Here is a 23,843-nt window from a genome sequence, read left to right as displayed (position 1 = left end):
CCTCGATTCGTAAGCCGGCTCACGACAAGCATACAACGCGACGTCAAGGCTTTCGATCGGCATTCGATCTTCGATGCGCTCGACGGAGAAAAACATCGCACGGTATACTTCGGCATCTCAAAAACGAGGCGCGCTTCTCCCTGCGATGCGCGTCCGTGCTCCATCTCGTTCCCTGCCGACAACGCCCATCGTGACTGCATGAAAACCTTGATCGCCCCTGCGCTGTGCGCGCTTCTGCTTTCGGCGTCGCTGTTCCAGATCGTTCAGGCTCAAGAGACGCCCGACCCTACCGAAGACTATTCGTATCTCACGCGCCTGCATGTGCCCGATACTGTCGTGCAATGCGTCGCGGCCTTCGACCGCTGGGTCGAGAACGCGCCGAAGTACGACACGCTGATCGTGCCGGACCGCCGCGTGCTGTCCGCGAAGATCGACGACGACACGGCGATTCTGAGCCCCGCCAATCCCATTCCCGTCGACAAGGTGATCTTGATGCGCGCGTTCGCCAAGGCGCGCGGCAAGGCGCAATGGATGCGCGTCGATAGCCGCTGCGGCGTACGCGACGGACAAGTGGTCGGCGTCTCGCTCACGCCGAACATGAAGCCGCAAATCGTCCGATGAGCGGCGGCAAGCGTCGCGTTTATAAGCCTGCTTCGTAAATATTTCAGGCAACACTTTTGCTTACAAACGAACACGGCTTGTCATTTTGCTAACGGCTAAATTGGTTTCCACGGATTCACACGGAGAAACCCATGAAGAAGTTAGCGATTCTTGCGGTACTGAGCGTGGTGTTGGGAAGCACGCTGTCGGGCTGCATCATCGTGCCCGATGGAGGCGGCTATCACCACCATCACGACTATTACCGCTAAAGCCCGAACGGCCTGACACGCTGCGAGTCATCACAATACCAAGGAGCCAATCATGTTCGACAAGACAAAGAAGAGCCTGCTTATCGCGTCCGTTGCTGCTTCGCTGGGCATGGGCCTCGTGAACGTCGCCTCGGCCAACGTGCATCACGGGCATCACCATGCCGTGAAGGTGGGCTGGCACGGCGATCGTTACTGGGACGGCCATCGCTATTGGCAGCGCGCGGACTGGGAACGTCATCACATGCATCGCGGTTGATCGGGCGGGCTTCGCTCGGTAGAAGAGCCGCAGCGCGTTGTGTCGCTGCGGCTTTTTGTTTTTCGGCGGGTGGTTAGTGCACGAGACTGCGATGAAGCTTACGCGGTCTGATTGTTCCTCATGTCAATCAATCCCGTAACGGCACCCATGGCGCCGCCATGCCGATTTTGCAGCATATATTCTTGCTTCATGCGTGAGAACGATAGACCGACCGTTTCGATTGCGTATCCGCCGTCAGCCGAAGGCAGGACCTTTGTGATTACCACATCGGACATCGTGATTCGATAGAACGTAAAGGGCGACCCTCCCGCTTTGCGCATCGAAAGTTTGACTTCGCTTATGTGCTTGCCCTGGAAGCAGAACGCGGCGAGCGTCGGTGATGCGCAATCCATCTCGTGCTGAAACACGAGATCGGACACTGAGGCTTTGCTTGCGCCGCCGCCGGAGCCCGACAGCATGCGTGCATCTTGTTCGATCAGGAACTGCCAGTGAATTACGTCGATGGCATTGAGAAACTCCGCATCTTGTGATTCGCCTTTGATGCCGTCGAATTGGATAAAGATGTCTGAGGTCATTGCACTGTTCGATGGACGATTCGCTTCACGAATCATTTCTTATTGACTTACGCCTGCGGTGCATGCGCTTCGCAAACTTCCAGACAAGAACTAAGGCCGCCGCTACGCTTGCCCAACAAGCGAGAACAATCGAGTAGAGTCCGACGTCCTGAATATCTTCAGGCGCAGGGTCCTTCACGCCAAAGACGCCAAGTAGCCAACGGATCGCCATATCCTCTTCGTAGGACATCATTCCGGACCGGACAATGATGGCGCGTGCTAGTAAGACGCCTAGAACTAGCGACGCAACGGTGATAAGGACGATGTACGGAGCCTTCGTGTGCTTCATCGAACCGTCACCGTGCCATATGCTTTTTGCGCCGACCCCGGGACGCTTAGTGCGGGCGGGGACCGGCGAATGAATCGTTGAAGGAATTCGAATTCAGCGGGATTAACGAGCGTAATGCATCCTTCACTGATACCGTGCGTTCCCTCAGGATGCAATCGGAATTGCCCTCGCTGTATGCCGTTGATCATCGTCACGTCGCCAGTTCTCGGGTTCCAGAGCATGAACCATTTCGTACGGTCTGTGCTCCCGACGAAAGGAGCCCCGAAATCGCGCAGTGCTCCCAATATCCCTCCTGAAAGACGATCCACAATATAGTATTGCCCCGGCGGTATTGGACCGATCTTCGGCGTAGCTATCTTCTCCGGATTGTCCCGGCCCTCCTTCTGGCCCGAGAACGCCTCTACCGTTCCATACCCCTCACACACTAGCGTAGAAGTGCGGCGATTATTAAGAGTGAAGATGCAGCGAACCGGCATGCTCAAGACCTTGTTGCTTCGCGCACAGCGCTAGAAGAATGCGGCGTAGACGAACGGTCGCCGCAAGTCATCGCGCTGGCTCGGCTGAACGACGACGCCATTAAGTCTTGCGACAGCGCAGCCATTTCGGAACTAATGGGCCGAATGTCAACGAACCGAGCACCGAGCAAGTCGCTACCCGGATCGTCCTTGGCACGCACTGAACTTCCCTGACTATAGTTAGCATTCCCTATTGATATTGATATCGACATCGGCGCCGTAAGAGTATCGCTAACGAAGAATGCTATGTATGGATTTCTGTCACTTCACCTGACGCTTGCATCCAAACACAGATCGCGTGAATCCACTCGTCACCAATTCTTCGGATCCCCGCCCAGTTCCTTGCACGTGTCATAGGCGATCGCCTGCAGCTTCGCCTGCCCGATCTGCCCGGAGAGCGCATAGCCGACGCGATCCGATGCCCAGTAGTACGTCGTGCGCGGTCCGTCGCGCAGCGTTCTGACCTTCGCGTCGTTACGTGCGACGGTGGTCATGTATAGCGTGAGCCGTTCGCCCGATGCGTTCTGATACATGAATTGCGCGGCCGGCCCTTCTTCGCCCGGCAAGAGGCGTCCGCCGACGAGCTCGAAGCCATACTCGGCAAGCGATGGAATCGTGAGCGTCCGGTTGAGCCGCTTCGACAGCCAGTTCACGAGATGATCCTGCTGTGATGCCGCCACTTCCACCGCGTGGCGCTGCTCGGGCGCATACACCGCGTAGGCGATATCCGCGCGCTCCGCGAAACGCGCGCGCGGCTCGCCCAGAGCGGGCAGCAGCATGTGCATGAGAAATCCGCAGGCGATGCCAACAACCAGCAGGCACGCAGCCAGCAGATAACGTTGCCTCGCGGGCGGCCGCATGACGACGATCTGCGGCTCCGCCTGTTCCGCCGCGAACAGCGCGCGCAACGCGTTGTCCTGCGCGCGATAAGCGGCCACCGTCGCTTCGCAGGCGGCGTCGTTAGCGATGCGCGCGGCGGTCGCGTCGCGTTCGTCGCCGGGCAACTCGTCGTCGATATAGGCGGAGAGCGCCTGCAACGCGCGCTCGTTGTCATCGGCCGGGCGGTCTTGATTCGTCATAAGCGGCTCACCACTTTCAACGGCGCAGGACGCTCCTTCTCTTCGCCCAGCAAGACGCGCATATGTTCGCGCGCCCGCGAGAGGCGCGACATGACCGTGCCCGCAGGCACGTTCAGCACCTGCGACGCTTCCTGATAACTCATTTCCTCGACGCATACGAGCAGCATCACTTCGCGCTGCTCGACAGGCAGACAGTACAGCGCGCGCTGCACGTCGCGCAGCACGAGGCCATCGACTTCGCCGCGCGGCGCGGCCATCTGCCGCCAGGGCGCGGTTTCATCGTCGACGGCAATATCGCGGCGTCCCCGCAACTGGTCGATATAGATGTTGCGCATGATCGTGAAAAGCCACGCACGCAGATTCGTGCCCGCGCGGAACATGCTCGCGCGGTTGAGCGCGCGTTCGGTGGCATCCTGCACGAGGTCGTCGGCCCACGCGCGATCGCCCGTCAGTGCGCGCGCATAGCGGCGCAACTGCGGGAGATGCGCGAGAAGATCGTGCTCGAAGTTCACGAGCGTGCTTCCGAGTGTGCGTTTATAACGCGCCGGTCACGGCTTCAAGGCTTGACCACGTGCCACACGTTGCGAAAGTTGTCGCCGTTCTTGTCGCCGGGCTTCGTGTCCTTGGCGAACCGGTACACGCGCTTGCCGTCGTAGGCCCATTGCTTGCCGCCGTCGGCCGATTCGGTCGTCCATTTGCCGCTCGGCTGGTCCGAGTCGCTCGCCATCGCGGCCGGCCACGCCTGCGCGCAGCCGCCGGTGCACGCGCTCGGGCTGCCTTTGGTGTCCTTGTCGAACGTGTAGAGCGTCATGCCGTTTTCGTCGACATACATGCCGTTGGCTTCCTTGGGCGCCGCCGCGAAAGCCGACGACGCGACGCAGGCAGCGGCGCTCGCGACGGTTACGGTGACGGCCATCAGAATGTGCTTGTTCATTTCATCTTCCTCGCGAAAAAAGTACGTGGCAGTTTCCGCAGAACGTCCCGCGGCGCTGCGTTATTCCGCGGACGATGAAATAAACCGATGCGGCAGCGCCGACGCATCGCCAGTCAGCATTCGTGAGGTCATGCGTCGTGCGTCATGCGTCGTGCGTCGTGCGGCTCAGGCGCCGGCGGCGGCCGCATCGCGCCAGCGGCGCGTATCGCGCAGCGGCGGCGCGCCGAAGAGCCGGCTGTATTCGCGGCTGAACTGCGACGCGCTTTCATAGCCTACGCGATGCGCGGCCGTCGCGGCATCCGCGATATCGAGCAGCATGAGCCGCCGCGCTTCCTGCAAGCGCAACTGCTTCTGATATTGCAGCGGGCTCATCGCGGTCACGGCCTTGAAGTGATGATGCAGCGACGACACGCTCATATGCACGTCCTTCGCGATGTCCTCCACGCGCAACGGCTGATCGAAATGCTGACGCAGCAGCTTGATGGCCTTCGCGATGCGCTGCGTCTGGCTGTCATTGAGCGCGATCTGGCGCAGCCGCGCGCCGGAGCCGTTCATCAGTAGCCGGTACAGAATCTCACGCTTGACGAGCGGCGCGACGATCGGCACGTCTTCCGGCGTGTCGATGAGGCGCAAGAGGCGCAGCACGGCGTCGAGCATGGACGTGCCGAGGCGATTGACGAAGAGGCCGCGCGAAGCGTCGGTCTGCGTCGCGGGCGGCAGGTTCTGGTCCTGGATCAGCGAGGTGATCTCTTCGACATCGAGGTCGAGCCGCAGGCCGAGATACGGCTCCGAATCGCTCGCGACCGTGACCTGGCCGATCACCGGCAAATCGACGGACGAAACGAGATAGTGCATCGGATCGTAGACATACACCTCATCGCCGACGATCACGCGCTTCGAACCCTGCGCGATGAGCGCGAGCGCCGGCGTCTGGATGCCCGGCTTGGGCCCGCCGGGATTCATCACGCGATGCAGGAAAAGGCCCGGCACCGGCGTCTCCGTCGTGCCTTCGCAGCCTACGGTAAAACGGTCGATCAGCGCGACGAGATCGAGCCGCGCTTGATCGAGCGTGGAGTCGGATGAAACGCGGTGCGTTTCGCGGGAATGATCGTGAGCATCTTTTCCGGCGAGGCCGGGCGTGTCGTTCAGCGCCATGGTTTCCGAAGGGACTCGAGCGTGGAAGAAGTCGACATAGCTTACTCGCGCGAGCGCGATCGTGCGCGCAAGCTGCCCCCGCGTTTGCAGGAACAGGCAAGGATTCGACAGGATCAGGCTATGAACGCCGCGCGTTGCCGGACGATACTGCATTGGCGGCACCGAACGCTCGTCGCATTTCAGCGAACGCTTCACGCCTATCGTCCACTCGGGAGCAACCATGCGCTACAGGAAATTCGGCAACACCGGCCTCTTCGTCTCCGAACTGTGCCTCGGCACCATGACGTTCGGCGGCGGTGGCGGCGGCATCTGGGACAACATCGGCCAGCTTCAGCAGGCGGACGCGGACAAGCTGGTCGGCCGGTCGCTCGACGCGGGCATCAACTTCATCGACACCGCCGATGTCTACGCCGACGGCCAGTCGGAAATCATCACCGGACAGGCGCTCAAGAACCTGAAAGTGCCGCGCGAGAATGTCGTCGTCGCGACCAAGATTCTGGGCGAAGCCGGCACCAAGAGCGTGAATTCGCGGGGCGCGTCGCGGTTTCACATCATCGACGGCGTGAAGGCGAGCCTCAGGCGCCTGCAACTCGATCACGTCGATCTCTATCAGATCCACGGCTTCGATCCGGCCACGCCGATCGAAGAAACGCTGCGCGCGCTCGATACGCTCGTGCAGCACGGCCACGTGCGCTACATCGGCGTGTCGAACTGGGCGGCGTGGCAAATCATGAAGGCGCTCGGCATTTCGGAGCAGCTCGGGCTTGCGCGCTTCGAATCGTTGCAGGCGTATTACACGATCGCCGGACGGGATCTGGAACGCGAACTGGTGCCGCTGTTGCAAAGCGAAAACGTCGGGCTGATGGTGTGGAGCCCGCTCGCGGGCGGCCTGCTCTCGGGCAAGTTCACGCGCGAAGGCGGCAAGGAAGAAGGCAGCCGCCGCTCGAAGTTCGACTTCCCGCCGGTGAACGTCGATCGCGCATACGACTGCATCGACGCAATGCGCCGCGTGGCCGAGGCAAAGAGCGTGTCGGTCGCGCAGATCGCGCTTGCGTGGCTCTTGCATCAGAAAGTGGTGACGAGCGTGATCGTCGGCGCGAAGCGCATCGAGCAACTCGATGACAACATCGCGGCGACGAACGTGCGGCTGAGCGAGGACGAACTCGCCGCGCTCAACGAAGTGAGCCAGTTGCCGGCCGAATACCCCGGCTGGATGCTCACGCGCCAGGGCGAATACCGCCGCAACCAGTTGAAGGAAGCGGCGGGCGAGTAAGTCTCGGGCCTGCGAGGGTAGCCGGCAGGCCGGTCAGATGATCGGCTTGCCGCCCGTCACCGCGATGGTCGCGCCGGAGATGTAGCTGCCCTCGTCCGAAGCGAGCATCACATAAGCGGGCGCGAGTTCGGCGGGCTGGCCGGGGCGCTTCATCGGCACTTGCGAGCCGAAGTTCTTCACCTTCTCGGCCGGCATGGTGGACGGAATCAGCGGCGTCCAGATCGGGCCCGGCGCGACGCAATTCACGCGAATGCCGCGCTCGGCGAGCAACTGCGCGAGTCCGCCCGTGAAGTTCTGGATCGCGCCCTTCGTGCTGGCATACGCGATCAGGCCGGGATTCGGCGCGTCCGCGTTCACGGACGTCGTGTTGACGATCGCCGCGCCTTCCTTCATATGCGCGAGCGCCGCCTTCGTGATGCGGAACATCGCGCCGATGTTCGTCGAATAGGTCTTGTCCCACTCGTCGTCGCTGATTTCCTCGAGGCTGTCGTAGGTCATCTGATACGCCGCGTTGTTCACGAGCACGTCGAGCCGGCCGAACGCATCGGCCGTCTTCGCGACGATGTCGCGGCAATGCTGGCGATCCGTGATGTCGCCGGGCAGCAAGAGCGCCTTGCGCCCCGCCTGCTCGATCCAGCGCGCCGTTTCCTTCGCGTCGTCGTGTTCGTCCAGATAGGCGATGGCGACGTCCGCCCCTTCGCGCGCAAAGGCGATCGCCACCGCGCGGCCGATGCCGCTGTCTCCACCCGTGATCAGCGCCGCTTTGCCGGCAAGCCTGCCGCTGCCTTTGTAAGTCTCTTCGCCATGATCGGGCTTCGGGTTCATCGCTTCGGTCAGGCCCGGCGTGCGTTCCTGTTGCTGGTCGGCGAAAGGCGGCTTCGGATATGCGCTTGCGTCCATGTCGGTGTCCTCGTGTTGATGAGTCGGGATAAACCCTTGGTCAGCAAGCACCGGACCCGATTTCACGCGGGTTTGCGGCCGTTATCTCAATAATGGATAGGCGCTATCCGCTGTATCCCGTTGCGGCATATCGCCGCCATGCCGACACTGTACGCACAACATCACGACGCAACGGAGACATTCATGCGTACTCAAGTCGGCATCGTCGGCGCGGGCCCGGCGGGGCTTCTGCTCTCTCATCTCCTTCATCTGCGCGGCATCGAATCGGTCGTGCTCGAAGTGCGCAGCCAGCAGGACATCGAATCCACCATTCGGGCGGGCGTGCTCGAACAGGGGACGATGGACCTGCTCAACGAAGCCGGCCTCGGCGCGCGGATGCAGGCCGAAGGCGCGCTGCATCACGGCTTCGAACTCGCGTTCGAAGGACAGCGGCGACGCATCGCGCTGACCGAACTCACGGGCCACTCGATCACGGTCTACGCGCAGCACGAAGTCATCAAGGATCTGGTCGCGGCGCGCATGGCGGTGAACGGTGCGCTGAAGTTCAACGTGTCGGACGTTTCGCTGCACGACTTCGCCGAGAACAGCGACCGCAAGCCGCGCATCAAGTACCGCCACGAGGGACGCGACGAGGAGATCGAGTGCGACTTCATCATCGGCTGCGACGGCTCGCAAGGCGTCTCCCGCAAGTGCATTCCGGAGGCGGTGCGGCAGGACTATCAGCGCGTGTACCCGTTCGGCTGGTTCGGCATCCTGGTGGAAGCGCCGCCTTCGTCCGACGAACTCATCTACGCGCGGCACGACCGCGGCTTCGCGCTCATCAGCACGCGCTCGCCGGGCGTGCAGCGCATGTACTTCCAGTGCGACCCGAAAGATTCGGTCGATGCCTGGTCCGACGACCGCATCTGGGCCGAACTGCATGCACGCGTCGATACGGCGGACGGCTGGCAGATCACTGAAGGGCGCATTTTTCAAAAGAACATCGTCGGCATGCGCAGCTTCGTTTCCACGCCGATGCAATCCGGCAAGCTCTTCCTCGCTGGCGACGCGGCGCACATCGTGCCGCCGACCGGCGCGAAGGGCATGAATCTGGCGGTGTCGGACGTGCGCGTGCTGACGGCGGCGCTCGTCGGCTATTACAAGGAAAACGACGCGGCCTCGCTTGCCCATTACACCGAGACGGCGCTCAAGCGCGTGTGGCGCGCCGAGCACTTCTCGTGGTGGATGACGCGCATGTTGCACAAGCTCGACGACAACTCGCCGTTCGAGCAGCGGCTGCAGGTTGCGGAGCTCGAGCACGTGACGACGTCGCGCGCAGCGGCGACGGCGCTTGCGGAGAATTATGTCGGGAGTGTTGCGGTTTGAGTTGGCGGTTGCTCTACTCTGCGCGGATGGCAAGGCGCTGCGCTTAGCGGTTTGATCAGCGGCTGTTAGTCGCCTGGCATCGAGCACGCCGCGGCCATGACTAGGCGGTTGCCCGGCGAAGAGTATGGCCAGGATCCGCTAACCGCACTCGTTCGGACCGCCGCGACCGCGCCCACCATCGACACGCAGCGCTAGCGCTTCGGACGCGGCGCGGGCGAGAATTCGCTTGCCGCATCTGCGTCGGACCGCGGCGGCCGCGCTCGCCATCGACTCGCAGCGCGAGCGCTTCGGCCGCGGCGCGAGCGAGATTCTGCTTGCCGCGTCCGCGCCGGACCGCGGCAGCCGCGCTCGCCATCGACTCGCAGCGCGAGCGCGACCGCTTCGGGCGCGGCGCACCCAGTTCGCGGGCGACGAGCTTGCCGTCGTCGCCGAAAGCCGTCCGATCCCGACCGCGCCAAACGGGCGCTTGTAAAACTCGACGGCCTCGGCTACGCCCGTACAGCGATGCGCGGCGCGAGCGAGTGCATGCCTTTGCTTCGGAAGCGGTTTGACGGACTGGGAGACACGGTGGCGCCGTGATTCAACGTGTCGAACGAGCAGACTCACTCGGCCGCTTGACGGTCCTCTACTCCCAATCACGCTTCCCTCTCCGACGAGGGCGCCCGGCATTTTTCCAAGCGCCCTCGCCGACTTCACAGCACCGCCACGACCCGCGCATCGCCCTCCACCGACGGCACCACTTGCCCGCCCACACGCCGGAACGTAATGGTGACGTTCTTCTCGCCGATTCGCAGATCTCCGATCTCCAGCCAGTCGATGCCCTCAGGCAACTGCGGCCGGTCGACGCGAATCTCGTCGTTGACCGCGTCGATCGTCACGCCCAGACACGCCTCCAGAATCATGAACGGCGCGCCCGCCGCCCACGCCTGCGGCAGGCACGCCACCGGATACGCAATGGGCCGCTCGCCGCGCTGCCGCGTGAAGCCGCAGAAGAGCTCGGGCAAGCGCATGTCGAACGTGACGGCCGCCTCGAACAGCGATTGCAGCAAGCCGACCGCCGCGCCGCGCTCGCCGTAGCGCGCAAGGCCGCGCGCGCAGATGGCCGAATCGTGCGGCCATACCGAGCCGTTGTGATACGACATCGGATTGAAGCGCGGTTGCCCGGCCGCGAGCGTGCGCACGCCCCAGCCGGTGTGAAAGAGCGCCGATTCGAGTTGCCGCGCGACCGCCTCGCCGCGCTTGCGCTCCACGAGATCGAACGCAAGCAGATGCCCCGCATTCGACGAGAGCACCCGGCAAAGCTCGTTCCGCCCATCCAGCGCGATGCCGTAGAAGTCCATCTCTGGCATCCAGAACAGGGCCTCGACGCGTTCGCGTATGTGCTCGGCGCGCCGCTCGAACTCCGCTACCTGCTCGTGCTCGCCGCGCTCGCGGGCAAGACGCGCCATCGTGGAGAACGCCGTCGATGCGTAAGCCTGCACTTCCACGAGCGAAATGGGCCCGATGGGAAACTGGCCGTCCGCATGGAACACGGAGTCATGGCTGTCCTTCCAGCCCTGATTGGCAAGGCCGTATTCGGTCGCCCGCTGGTAGCTCAAGAGACCGTGCGGGTTACGGTCGCAATGGCGCGCCACCCACCCGGCGGCCAGTTGTAGCGCCGGCCATATTTCGTCGATCAGCGCGCGATCCCCCGTTCGCTCCGCATACGCGCCGGCAAGCACGATGAAAAGCGGCGTGCTGTCCACGCCGCCGTAGTACAGCGCGAACGGCACTTCGCCGGTGGCCGCCATTTCGCTCTTGCGCGTCTCGTGCATGATCTTGCCGACCTCGGCGTCCCTGAACGCCGAGTCTTCGCGCGCCTGATGCGCAGCCAGAAAGCGCAGGACGCCGCGCGCGAGCGTCGGCTGCAGCCACAGCATTTGCAGCGACGTGATGATGGCGTCGCGTCCGAACGGCGTCGAGAACCACGGAATGCCCGCGTACGGGTACGGGCCGGTTTCGAGATCCGTGGTGAGCAAGCCGAGGTCCGCGAGCGACCGGTCGATCCATTCACTAAAGAGCGGATTGCTCGACCTGACGCGGGCGCCGGCGCGGCGCTTGTCCCGCATGCTGCGGTGCGCGTCGACGAGCGCCTCGCGGATGGCCGGGCGTCCCGACTCCGGCGCACATTCCGGGGCTTCCGCGGCGTTGCGCTTGCTCTCCTCGCTGGCGTCGTTCAGGGCGTGCGTGACCGCCGTGACCGACAAATACACAGAAATCGCCGTTTCCGACTGAATGTGGAGCGCGTAGTCGGCGCGCGTCGGCGAGAGAACGTCCGGGGCGGGCGTGAACTGGATGCGCGCGGTGCGCTCCACTTCGTCCAACCCGATGTAGCTCAGCACCACTTCCCCGTTTTCGACGGCGGGTGGGCGCAACGTGCCGCGTTTCGGCCGAATGGTGCCGCGCACTTCGAACATGTCCAGGAAGTCGGCGGCGAACGAGATGGAAAGCGGCACCGTCGACGGTTCCGTGCCGTAGTTCGTGAGCACGATGCTTTCGTGCAGCACGTGTCCCGATAGCACACGTTTGCGCTCGACGTGAATCACGCCCTCCGGCGTGCGTGCCCCGCCGATGGGCGGCAAGGGCCGGTTCGTCAGATGCGCGGTGAACACGGCGTTGTCGCTCGAAACGCTCCCCGATAGCAGCGAAGGCGCGCGGCCGCCGAAGGTCAACACCAGTTCCGAAAGCACGCGCGTGTCGTTGACGAACAGGCCGTCGTCACGACCGCGGATATCGCCGTTGGCGTCGTAGACGGCGAAGGTGTTGCCGGACTTGAGGACGAATTGCCGCTCGGTCGGCTGGTTGACGTTCTCGGTGGGGATGAATGCCTCGTCCGCCGCCGCCAACTGCTGCTGTTGCTGCTGCTGTTGTCGCTGTTGCGTCGGGTTCTGCGTCTGTTGCTTCGTATCCATTGCACCTTCCTGAAAGTGACGTGAAAGGGGCGCCCGATGGCGCAAAGTGGCGATTCGCAGTGCGCCGTGAGCCGTTACAGGCGAACGGCCGGCGGCTCGCGCACGGGTTTCGTGCAGCAGGTGAACCGCTGACCGGCTATCATCGACGGTTTTTCGACCCACCGACGCCTGACCGGTTCTCTCCGCGCGCATGTCATTTCCGCATATCGACTTACTTTATTCCGCTTCCGGGCTGGCGGTCGGCTTTCTCGTCGGGCTGACCGGCGTGGGCGGCGGCTCGCTGATGACGCCGCTGCTCGTGCTCCTCTTCGGTATCCATCCGGCCACCGCCGTGGGAACCGACCTGCTCTATGCCGCCGCCACCAAAACCGCGGGAACGCTCGTCCACGGCCTCAAAGGGTCCGTCGACTGGCGCATCACCGGTAGGCTGGCGGCAGGCAGCGTGCCCGCGGCCGCCGTCACCCTGTACTTCCTGAACCAGCACGGGATTACGTCGCCCGGCACGGCGCGGCTGATCCAGTTGATCCTCGGCACGGCGCTCCTGATCACCGCCGTTTCCCTCGTGTTCCGGCCGCAGCTCGCGCGCTTCGCTTACCGCAAGGGCCACAGCCGCCCGGAACGGCCCGCGCGCACGGCAGCGTGGACCGTGCTGACCGGCGCGATCCTCGGCATGTTGGTTTCGCTCACGTCGGTGGGCGCCGGGGCTATCGGCGTGACCGTGCTGTTGCTGCTCTACCCGCGCCTCGCCACGGTGCGCATCGTCGGCTCCGACGTCGCGCACGCCGTGCCGCTCACGCTGATTGCCGGCGCGGGCCACTGGATGATGGGCTCGGTCGACTGGTCGTTGCTCGTGTCGCTCCTTCTGGGTTCGATTCCGGGCATCGTGATCGGCAGCAATCTTTCGTCCAAGGCGCCGGAAGCATTGCTGCGCTACCTGCTCGCCGCCACCCTCGTTCTCGTCGGACTAAAGCTCGTGTTCAGTTGATGTTAGTCACGCGGCTCGGCGGTTTCCAGTCGGCCGAATGTCATAGGCAAAATCGCACGTTCCGGTTTTTTTGCTTATGCCGTTCGGCCGGGTTTCCGGCAGCCGGTCGATGCGGCATCATGCGCTGTCAGAGCCAACGAGGCGCCAGCGTCAGGCGAGCGTCGTTTTGGCGTCGATCATCCGCGCGCCGGCCGGCGTGTGCATGCAACGAGGAGTCACGCGATGAAACCGAACGACGAGCCGAACGACGAGCCGAACCGCGAGCCGAACCACGACCTTCCCGCAGGCCACGACGCCCCCGCCGACCCGGCGCGGCGGCGCTTGCTGGCTGCGGGCGTCGGCCTTGCCGGATGGTCCCTCGGCGGCTGCAATCTGTTCGATCACAAGCCGGCGACGCCGAAGACGGCGGCAGACGTTTCGGTGGATCGCGCGCTCGCGGCGCATGTGCGCCAGATCGTCGTGATCTACGCCGAAAACCGCAGCTTCACGAATCTCTACGGCGACTATCCGGGCGTGCAGTATCCGCTCTCGGCCGTGACGTCCGCGCAGTACACGCAGTTCGACCGCGACGGGGTGACGCCCCTGCCCACGCTGCCCAGAATTTGGGGCGGCCTCGTGCCGCAGGCGCAGGAAGTGGATGGCAAGCGTTACGCCATTGCGGAACATCAGATCAGCGCGCTGCCCAACGGCCCTTTCCGCCTCATGGACGCGCACGGCGACCCGCTGCCCAACAGCGTCATCACGCGTGATCTGGTGCATCGCTTCTATCAGAACCAGATGCAGATCAACGCCGGGCGCAACAACCAGTTTGCGGCGTGGGGCGACTCGGGCGGCCTCGTCATGGGCCACTACCGGAATTCGCCCGATACGCTCAAGCTCTGGGGCCTCGCGCAGCAGTACACGCTCTGCGACAACTTCTTCATGTCCGCATTCGGCGGTTCGTGGCTGAACCACATCTTCCTGATTTCGGCGCAGGCACCCTTCTATCCGGACGCGAAAAACGGTCCGGCGGCGAAACTGCTGGCTGTCGTCGAAGGCGACGACCCAACCGGCACGCGTCTCAAGCTCGCGCCGGATTCGCCAGGCTCTGCGCTGGACGGCCCGCCGAAGTTCGTGCGCGACGGCGCGCTGACCGCCGACGGCTATGCGGTCAACACCATGTTCCCGCCGTATCAGCCGAGCAACGTGAAGCCCGCGCCCGGCGGCGACCCGCGCTTCGCGGATACGTCGAACGCGCTCGTGCTCCCGCCGCAGACCTACGCGACCATCGGCGACCGCTTGTCGGACAAGGGCGTCGACTGGGCGTGGTACAGCGGCGCGTGGCAATACGCGCTCGATCACCGTGACACCGGCGCGGTGCCCGACTTCCAGTACCACCACCAGCCGTTCAACTACTTTCGCAACTACGCGCCCGGCACGGCCGCCCGCGAGCGGCATGTGCGCGATGCCGGCATCGGCGACGATCCTTCGACGAACAAGCTGCTCGCCGATATCGACGCCGGCCGCCTGCCGCCTGTCACGTTCTACAAGCCGCAGGGGAACCTGAACATGCACGCCGGTTACGCGGATGTCGCCTCGGGCGACCGCCACATCGCCAATGTGATCGAGCATATCCGGCGCGGCCCGCAGTGGCAGAACACGGTCGTCATCGTGACCGTCGACGAAAATGGAGGCTGGTGGGATCACGTCGCGCCGCCGAAGGGCGACCGCTGGGGGCCGGGCTCGCGCATTCCGGCGCTCGTCATCTCGCCGTTCGGGAAGCAGGGCTATGTCGATCACACGGTCTACGACACGAACTCGATCCTGCGCTTTATCTCGCGCGTGCATGACCTTGCGCCGCTCGACGGCGTGGCCGCGCGCGACCGGGCGATGGCGGCCAACGGCGAAGCGCCGCTCGGCGATCTGACGAACGCGCTGGATCTCGCTTAGATCGGAGCCGGTTCGACCCACGCACGCGCCGAGATTTCGAGCAGATAGCCGTAATGCAGCGCGCCGACCGGCACGACGGCGCGCGCCGGTTTCCACGCGCCGAAATGGCGCGCGTAGATGTCGTTGAACGCCTTCCAGTGCTCGACGCCGACGAGATAGACCGTCACTTCGATGCAGTCCGCGAGCCCCGCGCCCGCCGCTTCAAGCACGGTTCGGAGGTTGCGTAAGGTCTGCTCGGCCTGCTCTTCGAAAGGAAGGTCGCCGGTGTGCGTGCCGTCCGGGCGCACGGGCAACTGGCCCGAGACGCAGATCAGATTGCCGGCGCGCGTCGCATGGCTGTAGTGGCCGGCGGGAATGGGCAGGCCGGGGGCGTTGATCGCTTCGATCGGTGGCATCGTGGAGTCCTGTAACGAGTGGGAGCAGCGGTGCCGTCAGAGCGCCAGCTTGCCCGCGAGAAAGTCGAGGAACGCGCGGGCGCGCGCGGCCATCGACTCGCTTTGGTAATAGACGGCGCTGATCGGCTGGCGAACGTCGCGCAGCGCATCGTCGAGAATCGGGCGCAGGCGGCCCGCTTTGACATCGGCGGCAGTCATGAAGTCGGCGAGACACGCAATGCCGCCGCCGTCGAGTGCCAACTGCCGGATCGTCTCGCCGCTCGACGCGGAAATCGCGGGCTCAGCGGTCACGAACTCCGCCTCGCGCCCTGCGCGCGTATGGCGCAGCGGCCAGTCGTTGAGACTCTCTGGCGCCGTAAAGCCGATCAGCCGGGCGCGCATGAGTTCGTCGACGTCGCGCGGCTCGCCGTGCTCGGCAAGATAAGCCGGACTGGCGAGCACGCGCAAGCGGCTGCTGCCGAGCGCGCGTGCGTGCAGCGTGGAATCCTGCAGCGCGCCGATCCGTATCGCGATATCGACACGCTGTTCCAGCAAATCGACGATGCGTTCGTTGCTCGTCAGCTCCAGCGAAATATCCGGATAGAGCGCGGCGAACGCTCTGACGTGCGGCACGACGCAATGAAGCATGAACGGCGACGCCGCATCCACGCGCAGGCGGCCCGCTGGACGTTCGCGGCGGCGAGAAAGCGCTTCCTCGGCGTCGTCCATTGCGGCGAGTATCGCGCGGGCGCGAGTCAGGAACAGCTCGCCTTCGTCAGTGAGTTGCAGCCGGCGGGTCGTGCGGCGAACGAGCGTCGCATCGAGTTTCTTCTCCAGCCGCGTCAGCGTCCGGCTCACGCCCGAGACCGTCTGTTGCAGGCGTTCGGCCGCCGCCGTCATCGATCCGCTGTCGACGACGGTCACGAACACGAGCAATTCGTCGGTGTTGGTCTTCATGGCGGCGCGTCGATATTGAATCGCAGTCAAGTTTCCTTTGAGACTAACACGCTTTTTGCGAAAGTCGAAAGGGACGATACTGGGCGCACTGGTTCAATCAATGGAGCAACGAATGAATATATTTGTGACTGGCGCGGGCGGTTTTATCGGCGGATCGATTGCGGCGGGGCTCGTTCGTGACGGCCATCGCGTGCGTGGACTCATCCGCCGCGAAGAGCAGCGCGATGCGCTGGAGCGCGCGGGTATCGAGCCGGTCGTCGGCAGTCTGGACGCCAGCGCCCTGCTCGCCGATGAAGCACGAACCGCCGATGCCGTCATCAACGCGGCGAGCAGCGATCATCGCGGCGCGGTCGAGGCATTGGTGCGTGCGCTCGAAGGTTCGAACAAGCCGCTGCTGCATACGAGCGGATCGAGCATCGTCGGGGATGGGTCGGGCGGCGAGGCGTCAGACGACATCTACACCGAGGCGCAGTTGCCCGAGCCGACCGCCGACAAGGCGCCGCGCGTCGCCATCGACCGTCTCGTGCTCGACGCAGCCAAGCGCGGCGTGCGCTCGGCGGTGCTCTGCAACACGCTGATCTACGGACACGGCGCGATTCCCGACACGGCGAGCGTCCAGTTGCCGCGTCTGGAGCGGCAAGCGAAGAAGAGCGGCGTCGTCAGGCACGTCGGCCGCGGCTTGAATATCTGGTCGAACGTCCATATCGACGACGTCGTCGATGTGTACCGGCTGGCACTCGCGAAGACGCCGGCGGGCACGTTCTACTTCGTCGAAAGCGGCGAAGCGCAGTTCCGCGACATGACGACCGCGATGGCGAAGGCGCTCGGCCTGCGCGGCCCGGAAGACTGGCCGCTGGAACAGGCGATCGAGGAATGGGGTTACGAGATGGCGTCGTACGGGCTCGGGTCGAACAGCCGCGTGCGGGGCGAGCGCGCCCGCACGCTCCTCGGCTGGCAACCGAAGCGCACGTCGGTGATCGAGTGGATCGAGAACGAGATGGTGCGCTGATCGGCACCACGCGGGCCGAAACTGGCTTGACCAATTTCGGCCGCCCAGCGTCTTGCGCTTACTTCAATGCGTCCGCGTACTGCGCGATTTCGGCTTCCGTCATGCCGGATTTTTGCGCCGATTCGCGAATCTGCTTCCACGTGGTCGGATCGATCGGCACGCCGTTCGCCCCGCGTTCCGCGCGACGCGCCTCTTCCGGCTCGCCCGGCGCGTAGATCGCATCGACGCCCTCGGCGTGCGGCGACGCCTTCATCCATTCGAGGAAGGCTTCCGCTTCGGCCTGCGCGGCGGGCGCGTCGAACGCGTTCGGATCGAGAATGACCGACGTCATGCAGTTGTAGATGGCGCTCGACTTCTCCAGCGTGCTTTCGTGCGTCGTATAGCCGCCTGACAGCGCGCCGCCGAAAATCTCGCAAAGCGCGGCCAGTCCGGAACCCTTGTGCAGGCCGAACGCCGTCAGCGCGCCGAACGGCTCCTCGTGCATGACTTTCGGCTCCACGGTCGGGCGGCCTTCGTGGTCGAGCAGCATGCCCGGCGCGACCTTCACGCCCTTGTTATACGCGACGCGCGTCTTGCCGTAAGCGATGCCCGCCGTCGCGAAATCCAGCACCAGCGGGTTCTTGCCGTCGCGCGGATACCCGGCGCAGAACGGATTCGTGCCGAAGCGCCGGTCAATGCCGCCGAACGGCGCGACGAGCGGATCACCCGCTACGTTCACGAAGTGGAACGACACGAAGCCCGCCTTCGCGCATTGCTCCGCCCAGTGGCCGATGCGCCCGATGTGGTGCGCGTTGCGCAGCCCCACCGCGCACACGCCGAACTTCTTCGCGCGCTCGATGCCGTGTTCCATCGCCTCGTACGCGACGACCTGCCCGAAACCCTTGCGGCCATCGATAGTCAGTACGGCGCCGGCGTCGCGGACGATCTCCGCGTGCGTGTTCAGCTGCAATTGGCCGTCGGCGAGCGACGACGTGTAGCGCGGAATCATGCCGACGCCGTGCGAATCGTGGCCCGACAGATTGGCCATCACGAGGTGATCGGCTACAAGTTCCGCCTCGCGCGCCGCGCTGCCGGCGTGCTCCCAGATGGCGCGGACGTAGGCATGCAAGGTGTCGGCGGCGATGCGCTGTTCTTTTACTGCGGTTTGGCTCGTTTCGTTCATTGCGACTCTCGTCTCCAAAGTCGATTGCTGACGCGTCGTCTCTACGTGCGACGCGGGGCCTTCTACTTTACAGACGATCAACTGGCCTGACCAGTTTCATTTTCAGCCAAACCAAAGAAAACGCCCGCAAGCGCGGGCGTCAGTCCTACAACCGTACAAAGAAAGCTCAGGGCGCAGCCGCGATCACTTCCGCCACGGCCGCCGTCAGCTTGCGGGCATACGGCACGTGCAGGAATTCGTTGGGTCCGTGCGCGTTCGATTTCGGGCCGAGCACGCCGCACACCATGAACTGCGAGCGCGGGAAGCCTTCCTTCAGCGTATTCATCAGCGGAATGGTGCCGCCCTGACCGATGTACGCGACATCGGCGCCGAAATGCCGGCGGGACGCGTCGTTGAGCGACGACGCGAGCCATGGAGCGAGTTCCGGCGCGCTCCAGCCCGTGGCCGCGCCCGCCTCCGGCTTGAACGTGACCTTCGCGTTGTACGGCGGATCGAATTCGAGCAAGGACTTCAACTGCGCGACCGCCTCCGTCGCCTCGACGAGCGGCGGCAGGCGCAGCGACAGCTTGAATGCGGTGCGCGGCGCGAGCACGTTGCCGGCGTCCGCGAGCGGCGGCAGGCCGGCTGCGCCCGTCACGGTCAGCGACGGCCGCCACGTCGAGTTCAGCAGCGCTTCCTTCGGATCGGTGGTGGTCGGAAGCACACTGCCTCCATCCTGACCGCAGCTCCACGGCAGCTTCTTCCAGACATCGTCGCCAAGAATCTGCGCTGTGGCTTCCGCTTCGCGCAGCCGTTGCGCCGGAATCGCGCAGTGGAAGTCTTTCGGCAGCAGATTGCCGGTGGCGGCGTCCTCTAAGCGCTCGAACAGTTGCCGCATGATGCGGAACGTCGACGGCGCGATGCCGCCGTAGCCGCCCGAATGCAAGCCTTCTTCGAGCACCTGCACTTCGAGGTCGCCCGCGACGAGCCCGCGCAGCGACGTGGTCAGCCAGAGCTGATCGTAGTTGCCCGCGCCCGAATCGAGACAGATCACGAGTCCGACGTCGCCGAGCCGGTCGCGCAGCGCGTCGATGTACGGCAGCAAGTCGTAGCTGCCCGACTCCTCGCACGTCTCGATGATGCCGACGCAGCGCGGCCGCTCGACGCCCTGCGCGTCCAGCGCCGCCAGCGCGGTGATGCTGGCGTAGGTCGCGTAGCCGTCGTCCGCGCCGCCGCGCCCGTAGAGCTTGCCGTCCTCCAGCTTCGGGGTCCACGGACCCAGATCGCTGCGCCAGCCTTCGAACTCCGGCTGCTTGTCCAGATGGCCGTACAGCACGACCGTTTCGGTGCTGCCCGAGCGCGTGGCCGGGGCTTCGAAGAAAATCACCGGCGTGCGCCCGGTCAGCCGCACGATCTCGACTTTTAAGCCTTTGACCGGCTGCGCCTTCACCCAGTCGACGGCGTCCGTGACCACGCGCTCGATGAAGCCGTGGCGGGCCCAGTCGACGTCGAACATCGGGCTTTTGGCGGGAACGGCGATGTAATCGGTGAGCGCCGGAACGATCTCGTCGTTCCATTTGCGGTCGACGAACGCCTGCAGGGCGGACGCGTCGAGCCGGACTGCTTCTTCTTGCGGTGTGCTGTCGCCAGTAGTCATGACAGAGATTCCATGCGGGCAAACCTCCATCATAGACGGGAAACTTCCGGCTCGCGAAGCGTCTCGCGATCTCAGCGCGCGCCGTTGACGACGATGCGCGTCAGCGCCGGATCGGCTTCGATGGCCTCGTCGGTGAACGGGAACCGCTGCCAGTGCTTCGCCGCGAACAGACGCGTGGCGTCGCCCGAGCGAGGCGAAGCGGGATCGTCCGATTCCGACGGCGCGAGCATGGTGTCCGCCTCGACGCCCGCCGCGCCGTCGGCCGTGAACGTGACGACCTGCATGTAGCTGTCGCCGTGACCGTTCGCGTCCATCGAATACCCTTTCGGATCGAGCGGACGCCCCGCGCAGACTACCGTGAAGTAGCCGGCGTCGTCGCAGCCGCCGTAGAGCGGCACGTTCGCGCCATTGCGCGTCGTGTAGAGCAGGTCGCCACGCCGCGAATCCAGCGCGAAACCGTTGAGCCGCAGCGAGAGCGCCGCGCCGCCGAGCGCCTGCCGCAACTCCTGCACGACCTCCGGGCTGTCCGTTTTCAGGCCGCTCGGCGTCGCCAGCGGGCGCGCCGGATCGAAGCGCGTCGCGGCCAGCGTCTCGGGCGCGAGCTTCGTGACGCGCCGCCAGAACTCGTCCCATAGATTCGCGCCGCGGGCGTCGATATCGGCCGTGCCGTTCCAGTTGCGCAGCACGTCGCAGGCGTCGTTGAGTGAACTCATCGCGTCGCCCGGCGTGCAGACGGCATCGAGCACCGGCTGACGGTACAACTGCTCGGACAACGAGTGCGTCTCCAGCACGGCCTGCTCGACCGCGCCCCGCGTCACGCCGCCGGGCTCGCGCTGCAGGCGCGCCGCGAGCAGATGCCCGTAGCGCGTGCGCATGGACTGCTCGTAGCGCGTCGCGCCGAGCACGCGCGCGTAGCCGGTGAGCGGGACGTTCGCGTTCGTGAGCCAGTAACTGTCGTTGAAATTGCCGACGTAATCGCCGCGAAGCATGCTGGGTAATTGAGTAACCGGCAATGTGCCCGGCTGCGCGCTCGCCGGATCGCTGCGCCATGTGCACGCAGTTCTGGAGCCGTCGAGGACAGGCACGCCGGGCATCCGGCTCGCCAGCGCGCGGCCGGTCGGCGTCGTGCAGGCGTCGGCGAGCGCATCGGGCACGCCGGGAATCGGGCCGATATCCGCGAACCACGCGCGCGGGTCGCCCCGGCCGATGGCGAACGTGTTGGCCCACGGAATCGCCTTGTACCGCTTTTGTATCGCGATGAAATCGTCGAGCGAGCGAGCCTGGTCCCATGCGAAGAAGTTCTCGAAGCTGCGCACGTTGTCCGCGTTGACGTCAGCGAATGCGTAGGCGCGCTGCGCGTTCCAGCCGAGGCCGGCGTTCATGGCCGACAGATCGACGACCGGACCGAAGCGCGTGCGATACAGCGTGCGCGACACCGATTCGAGCGAGCCGTCCGCGCGGCGCACGCGCACGGTGAGCGGCACGGGCGTCATCGGCTGGCTCGCGCCGTCGAAGAGATAATGCGTCGGGTCGGCGGGATCGAGCGTCATTTCGAAGAGGCCGAAGCGGCGGCCCGTCGAAACGGTATGCGTCCACGCGATGTTTTCGTTGAAGCCGAGCACGACGAGCGGCATGCCGAGAAACGACACGCCCGCCACGTTCAGGCGGCCGGGAATGGTCAGTTGCGCCTGATAGAAGCGGTCCGGGCCTTGCCAGGACCAGTGCGGATTGCCGAACAGGATGCTGCGCTTCTCCCGCGTGATCGGCGCGCCGAACGCCAGCGCGTTGCTGCCGAGGCCGGGCATGTCGCCGACGGCGTCGCGCCGCTCTCTCATGTCCAGCGACGCGGCCGGCGGCTGCGCGCCCGGCTTCGGCGGGTGCGCAGCCGCGATGGCCTGCACGAAACGCGCCGATCCGCCCGCCAGATTCGCCGCGATCACGCGGCGGTAGATGTCGTCCGGCTCGATGTCCTCGACCCACGGCTGGCTGCGGCAAGCGGCGTGCGCGCCGGGAAACTGGCCGGCTTTCAGATCGGCCAGATAATGGTTGTAGCCGGATGCGAAGCCATCGACGAGATTGCGCAACTCGGGCGGCTGCGCGGCGCGATAACGGTCGACGGCGGCCTGATCGTCGACTAAGCGGAAGAAGAAATCGGCGTCCAGATTGCGCGGCTGGCCGAACGTCGATCCGCTCGGCAGGCGGGCGTCCGCGCCGAAGTACGCGGACCGCTCGCCGCGATAGGTCACGAAGCCATCGGCGAGCGTGCAGAGCGTGTCTTGCGCCTGCGCATAGCCGTAGCCGAAACCGAGGCTGCCCCAGTCGGCGGCGCGGACGTGCGCAATGCCGGACTGCGTGCGGCGGATTTCGGCGCTGTATGGCGTCTCCTTGCCCGGCGCGGCGCCCGCCCGGTCGGACGCGTCGTGCGACGACGCGCAGCCGGCGAGCACCGCGCTCAATAGCGCGCCGAAGATCGCGAGCCTGATGGTCTGGTTCATCGAGGGAGTCCTTCGGTCCAGTCGAGTGGGTCGAATGCCGCAACTGCGTTCGCGACGTTCGCGGCAGTATCGCATTGAGCGAATGATGAACCCGCCAAAAGTTAGCCGTTGAGTTTGCCGTTGGGAGCCGCTCAGTCGGACGTGTCTGCGCACGCACGGCTTGCGCTTGCGTCGGATGAACCGGCGGCTCAAGCTCAACTGTCGGCCCGCCAAAACGTGGCGGCCTGCGAACGCAGCCGCCAGTCGCGTCCGATGAACCGAAATCCAAGCTCAATGCGCAATCACGATCCCAACGCTCCCTCAGACGACCCGCGCCCCACGCCGCCCGAGCGCCCCGCACCGGGCGATTGCTGCCAGAGTGGCTGCAATCCTTGCGTGTTCGACATCTATCAGGAGGCGCTCGAACGCTATCAGGCGCAATTGCGCGAGTGGGAGGCGCGGCACGCGCGGCCGTAGCCGGCGGTTCGTGCGCAGCGCCGCGCCGGGCGCTATGCTTGTCGCCCATCACTACCCGGGCCGCAACGGTCCGCATCACGTCAAGGAGCGCAAGACCATGTCCCTCTCGATGTATCGCGCGTCGATTCCGGTGTTTATCCGCGGGCTGGAAGTCTGCTCGTCGCTATTGGAGAAAGGTGCCGCTTTCGCCGACGAAAAAGGCCTCGCCCACGCCGATGTCATCGCCGCGCGGCTCGCGCCCGACATGCTGCCGCTCGCCGCGCAGATCCAGCGCGCGAGCGACACCGCGAAGCTCTCGGCGCAGCGTCTTTCGGGCGTCGATGCGCCGAAGTTCGAGGACAACGAGGACAGCTTCGCGGCATTGCAGGAACGCATCGCGAAGACGATCGCTTACTTGAAGAGCATCCAGGAAGCGACGATGGAAGGTAGCGAGACGCGCACCGTCACGCTCAAGTTTCCGGACTTTTCGCCGTCGTTTTCGGGCGTCGATTATCTGTTCGGCTTCGGATTGCCGAACTTCTATTTTCACGTCGCGACGACTCACGACATCTTGCGCCACCTTGGCGCGCCCATCGGCAAGCGGGATTATTTGGGGCCGCTGAAGTGAAGTCGACGCAGAGAGGAACACGCGTCGACCGCG

General features: G+C 64.9%; 22 protein-coding genes. 9 read left to right on the top strand and 13 right to left on the bottom strand.

The annotated features are described in order from the left end of the window. Positions 1–198: 198 nt before the first annotated feature. Together NCR34_RS17370 and NCR34_RS17365 are read left to right on the top strand one after the other, a co-directional pair. Positions 199–621 (top strand): BspC domain-containing protein, encoded by a 423-nt coding sequence (locus NCR34_RS17370; protein WP_250500664.1) that lies wholly within the window; start codon positions 199–201, stop codon positions 619–621. Between the two features lie 300 nt (positions 622–921). Continuing rightward, entirely contained in the window at positions 922–1,125 is a 204-nt protein-coding gene (locus tag NCR34_RS17365; RefSeq protein WP_250500748.1) for a hypothetical protein, read from the top strand. 98 nt (positions 1,126–1,223) lie between these two features. Here the strand turns inward: NCR34_RS17365 and NCR34_RS17360 are convergent, their stop codons facing one another. The 6 genes from NCR34_RS17360 to NCR34_RS17335 form a co-directional block, all read right to left on the bottom strand. Continuing rightward, positions 1,224–1,700, bottom strand: coding sequence for an Hcp family type VI secretion system effector (locus NCR34_RS17360; protein ID WP_250500663.1), 477 nt, complete (start codon positions 1,698–1,700; stop codon positions 1,224–1,226). Positions 1,701–2,024: 324 nt separating this feature from the next. Further along, positions 2,025–2,504 (bottom strand): DUF2778 domain-containing protein, encoded by a 480-nt coding sequence (locus NCR34_RS17355; protein WP_250500740.1) that lies wholly within the window; start codon positions 2,502–2,504, stop codon positions 2,025–2,027. Positions 2,505–2,854: 350 nt separating this feature from the next. After that, the gene (locus NCR34_RS17350) at positions 2,855–3,622 is read right to left on the bottom strand and encodes an anti-sigma factor family protein (RefSeq protein ID WP_250500662.1); all 768 of its coding nucleotides are present in this window, start codon (positions 3,620–3,622) and stop codon (positions 2,855–2,857) included. Next, complete coding sequence (locus NCR34_RS17345; RefSeq protein WP_250500661.1) at positions 3,619–4,134, bottom strand: sigma-70 family RNA polymerase sigma factor; 516 nt, start codon at positions 4,132–4,134, stop codon at positions 3,619–3,621. Before NCR34_RS17345 ends, NCR34_RS17350 begins: the two co-directional genes overlap by 4 nt. A gap of 44 nt (positions 4,135–4,178) precedes the next feature. Beyond that, a complete protein-coding gene (locus tag NCR34_RS17340; protein ID WP_502800098.1) occupies positions 4,179–4,556 on the bottom strand; it encodes a COG4315 family predicted lipoprotein in 378 nt (125 codons plus the stop codon). A gap of 165 nt (positions 4,557–4,721) precedes the next feature. After that, positions 4,722–5,711, bottom strand: coding sequence for an AraC family transcriptional regulator (locus NCR34_RS17335; protein ID WP_248323324.1), 990 nt, complete (start codon positions 5,709–5,711; stop codon positions 4,722–4,724). Positions 5,712–5,931: 220 nt separating this feature from the next. On the opposite strand from NCR34_RS17335, the gene NCR34_RS17330 reads away from it, so the two are divergent. Beyond that, positions 5,932–6,984 (top strand): aldo/keto reductase, encoded by a 1,053-nt coding sequence (locus NCR34_RS17330; RefSeq protein WP_250500660.1) that lies wholly within the window; start codon positions 5,932–5,934, stop codon positions 6,982–6,984. A gap of 33 nt (positions 6,985–7,017) precedes the next feature. Here NCR34_RS17330 and NCR34_RS17325 read toward each other — a convergent pair whose 3' ends face one another. After that, a complete protein-coding gene (locus NCR34_RS17325) occupies positions 7,018–7,884 on the bottom strand; it encodes an SDR family oxidoreductase (RefSeq protein ID WP_250500659.1) in 867 nt (288 codons plus the stop codon). Between the two features lie 183 nt (positions 7,885–8,067). Here NCR34_RS17325 and NCR34_RS17320 point away from each other — a divergent pair, with 183 nt between their 5' ends. Beyond that, positions 8,068–9,249 (top strand): 4-hydroxybenzoate 3-monooxygenase, encoded by a 1,182-nt coding sequence (locus tag NCR34_RS17320; protein ID WP_250500658.1) that lies wholly within the window; start codon positions 8,068–8,070, stop codon positions 9,247–9,249. Positions 9,250–9,941: 692 nt separating this feature from the next. Here NCR34_RS17320 and NCR34_RS17315 read toward each other — a convergent pair. Next, entirely contained in the window at positions 9,942–12,200 is a 2,259-nt protein-coding gene (locus NCR34_RS17315) for an amylo-alpha-1,6-glucosidase (protein WP_250500657.1), read from the bottom strand. A 190-nt stretch (positions 12,201–12,390) separates the two neighbouring features. On the opposite strand from NCR34_RS17315, the gene NCR34_RS17310 reads away from it, so the two are divergent. Next, positions 12,391–13,185 carry a sulfite exporter TauE/SafE family protein gene (locus NCR34_RS17310; RefSeq protein WP_250500656.1) on the top strand — a complete coding sequence of 265 codons (795 nt, stop codon included), beginning with the start codon at positions 12,391–12,393 and terminating at the stop codon, positions 13,183–13,185. Positions 13,186–13,407: 222 nt separating this feature from the next. Beyond that, positions 13,408–15,114 carry an acid phosphatase gene (locus NCR34_RS17305; RefSeq protein WP_250500655.1) on the top strand — a complete coding sequence of 569 codons (1,707 nt, stop codon included), beginning with the start codon at positions 13,408–13,410 and terminating at the stop codon, positions 15,112–15,114. Here NCR34_RS17305 and NCR34_RS17300 read toward each other — a convergent pair. Together NCR34_RS17300 and NCR34_RS17295 are read right to left on the bottom strand one after the other, a co-directional pair. Continuing rightward, on the bottom strand, positions 15,111–15,509 hold the full coding sequence (locus NCR34_RS17300; RefSeq protein WP_250500654.1) for a RidA family protein: 399 nt from the start codon (positions 15,507–15,509) through the stop codon (positions 15,111–15,113). The two genes, NCR34_RS17305 and NCR34_RS17300, sit on opposite strands and share 4 nt — an antisense overlap. 36 nt (positions 15,510–15,545) lie before the next feature. Further along, positions 15,546–16,445 carry a LysR family transcriptional regulator gene (locus NCR34_RS17295; RefSeq protein ID WP_250500653.1) on the bottom strand — a complete coding sequence of 300 codons (900 nt, stop codon included), beginning with the start codon at positions 16,443–16,445 and terminating at the stop codon, positions 15,546–15,548. 112 nt (positions 16,446–16,557) lie between these two features. Between NCR34_RS17295 and NCR34_RS17290 the strand changes: the two genes are divergently transcribed. Further along, on the top strand, positions 16,558–17,454 hold the full coding sequence (locus NCR34_RS17290; RefSeq protein WP_250500652.1) for an NAD-dependent epimerase/dehydratase family protein: 897 nt from the start codon (positions 16,558–16,560) through the stop codon (positions 17,452–17,454). A 58-nt stretch (positions 17,455–17,512) separates the two neighbouring features. Here the strand turns inward: NCR34_RS17290 and NCR34_RS17285 are convergent, their stop codons facing one another. The 3 genes from NCR34_RS17285 to NCR34_RS17275 all read right to left on the bottom strand — a co-directional run bounded on the left by NCR34_RS17285 (position 17,513) and on the right by NCR34_RS17275 (position 22,747). Continuing rightward, complete coding sequence (locus tag NCR34_RS17285; protein WP_250500651.1) at positions 17,513–18,616, bottom strand: malate/lactate/ureidoglycolate dehydrogenase; 1,104 nt, start codon at positions 18,614–18,616, stop codon at positions 17,513–17,515. 166 nt (positions 18,617–18,782) lie between these two features. Further along, positions 18,783–20,252, bottom strand: a complete 1,470-nt coding sequence (locus NCR34_RS17280; RefSeq protein ID WP_250500650.1) for a M20 family metallopeptidase — start codon at positions 20,250–20,252, stop codon at positions 18,783–18,785. Between the two features lie 71 nt (positions 20,253–20,323). Next, the gene (locus NCR34_RS17275; RefSeq protein WP_250500649.1) at positions 20,324–22,747 is read right to left on the bottom strand and encodes a penicillin acylase family protein; all 2,424 of its coding nucleotides are present in this window, start codon (positions 22,745–22,747) and stop codon (positions 20,324–20,326) included. Between the two features lie 273 nt (positions 22,748–23,020). On the opposite strand from NCR34_RS17275, the gene NCR34_RS17270 reads away from it, so the two are divergent. Further along, positions 23,021–23,203, top strand: a complete 183-nt coding sequence (locus tag NCR34_RS17270) for an oxidoreductase-like domain-containing protein (protein WP_250500648.1) — start codon at positions 23,021–23,023, stop codon at positions 23,201–23,203. A gap of 97 nt (positions 23,204–23,300) precedes the next feature. Then, a complete protein-coding gene (locus NCR34_RS17265) occupies positions 23,301–23,810 on the top strand; it encodes a DUF1993 domain-containing protein (RefSeq protein ID WP_248323323.1) in 510 nt (169 codons plus the stop codon). Positions 23,811–23,843: the final 33 nt, after the last annotated feature.

Source organism: Caballeronia sp. GAWG1-5s-s, from assembly GCF_023631445.1.
Classification (GTDB): domain Bacteria; phylum Pseudomonadota; class Gammaproteobacteria; order Burkholderiales; family Burkholderiaceae; genus Caballeronia.
Note: the sequence above shows the minus strand (reverse complement) of the source record. Positions and strands in the feature narration are given on the sequence as shown.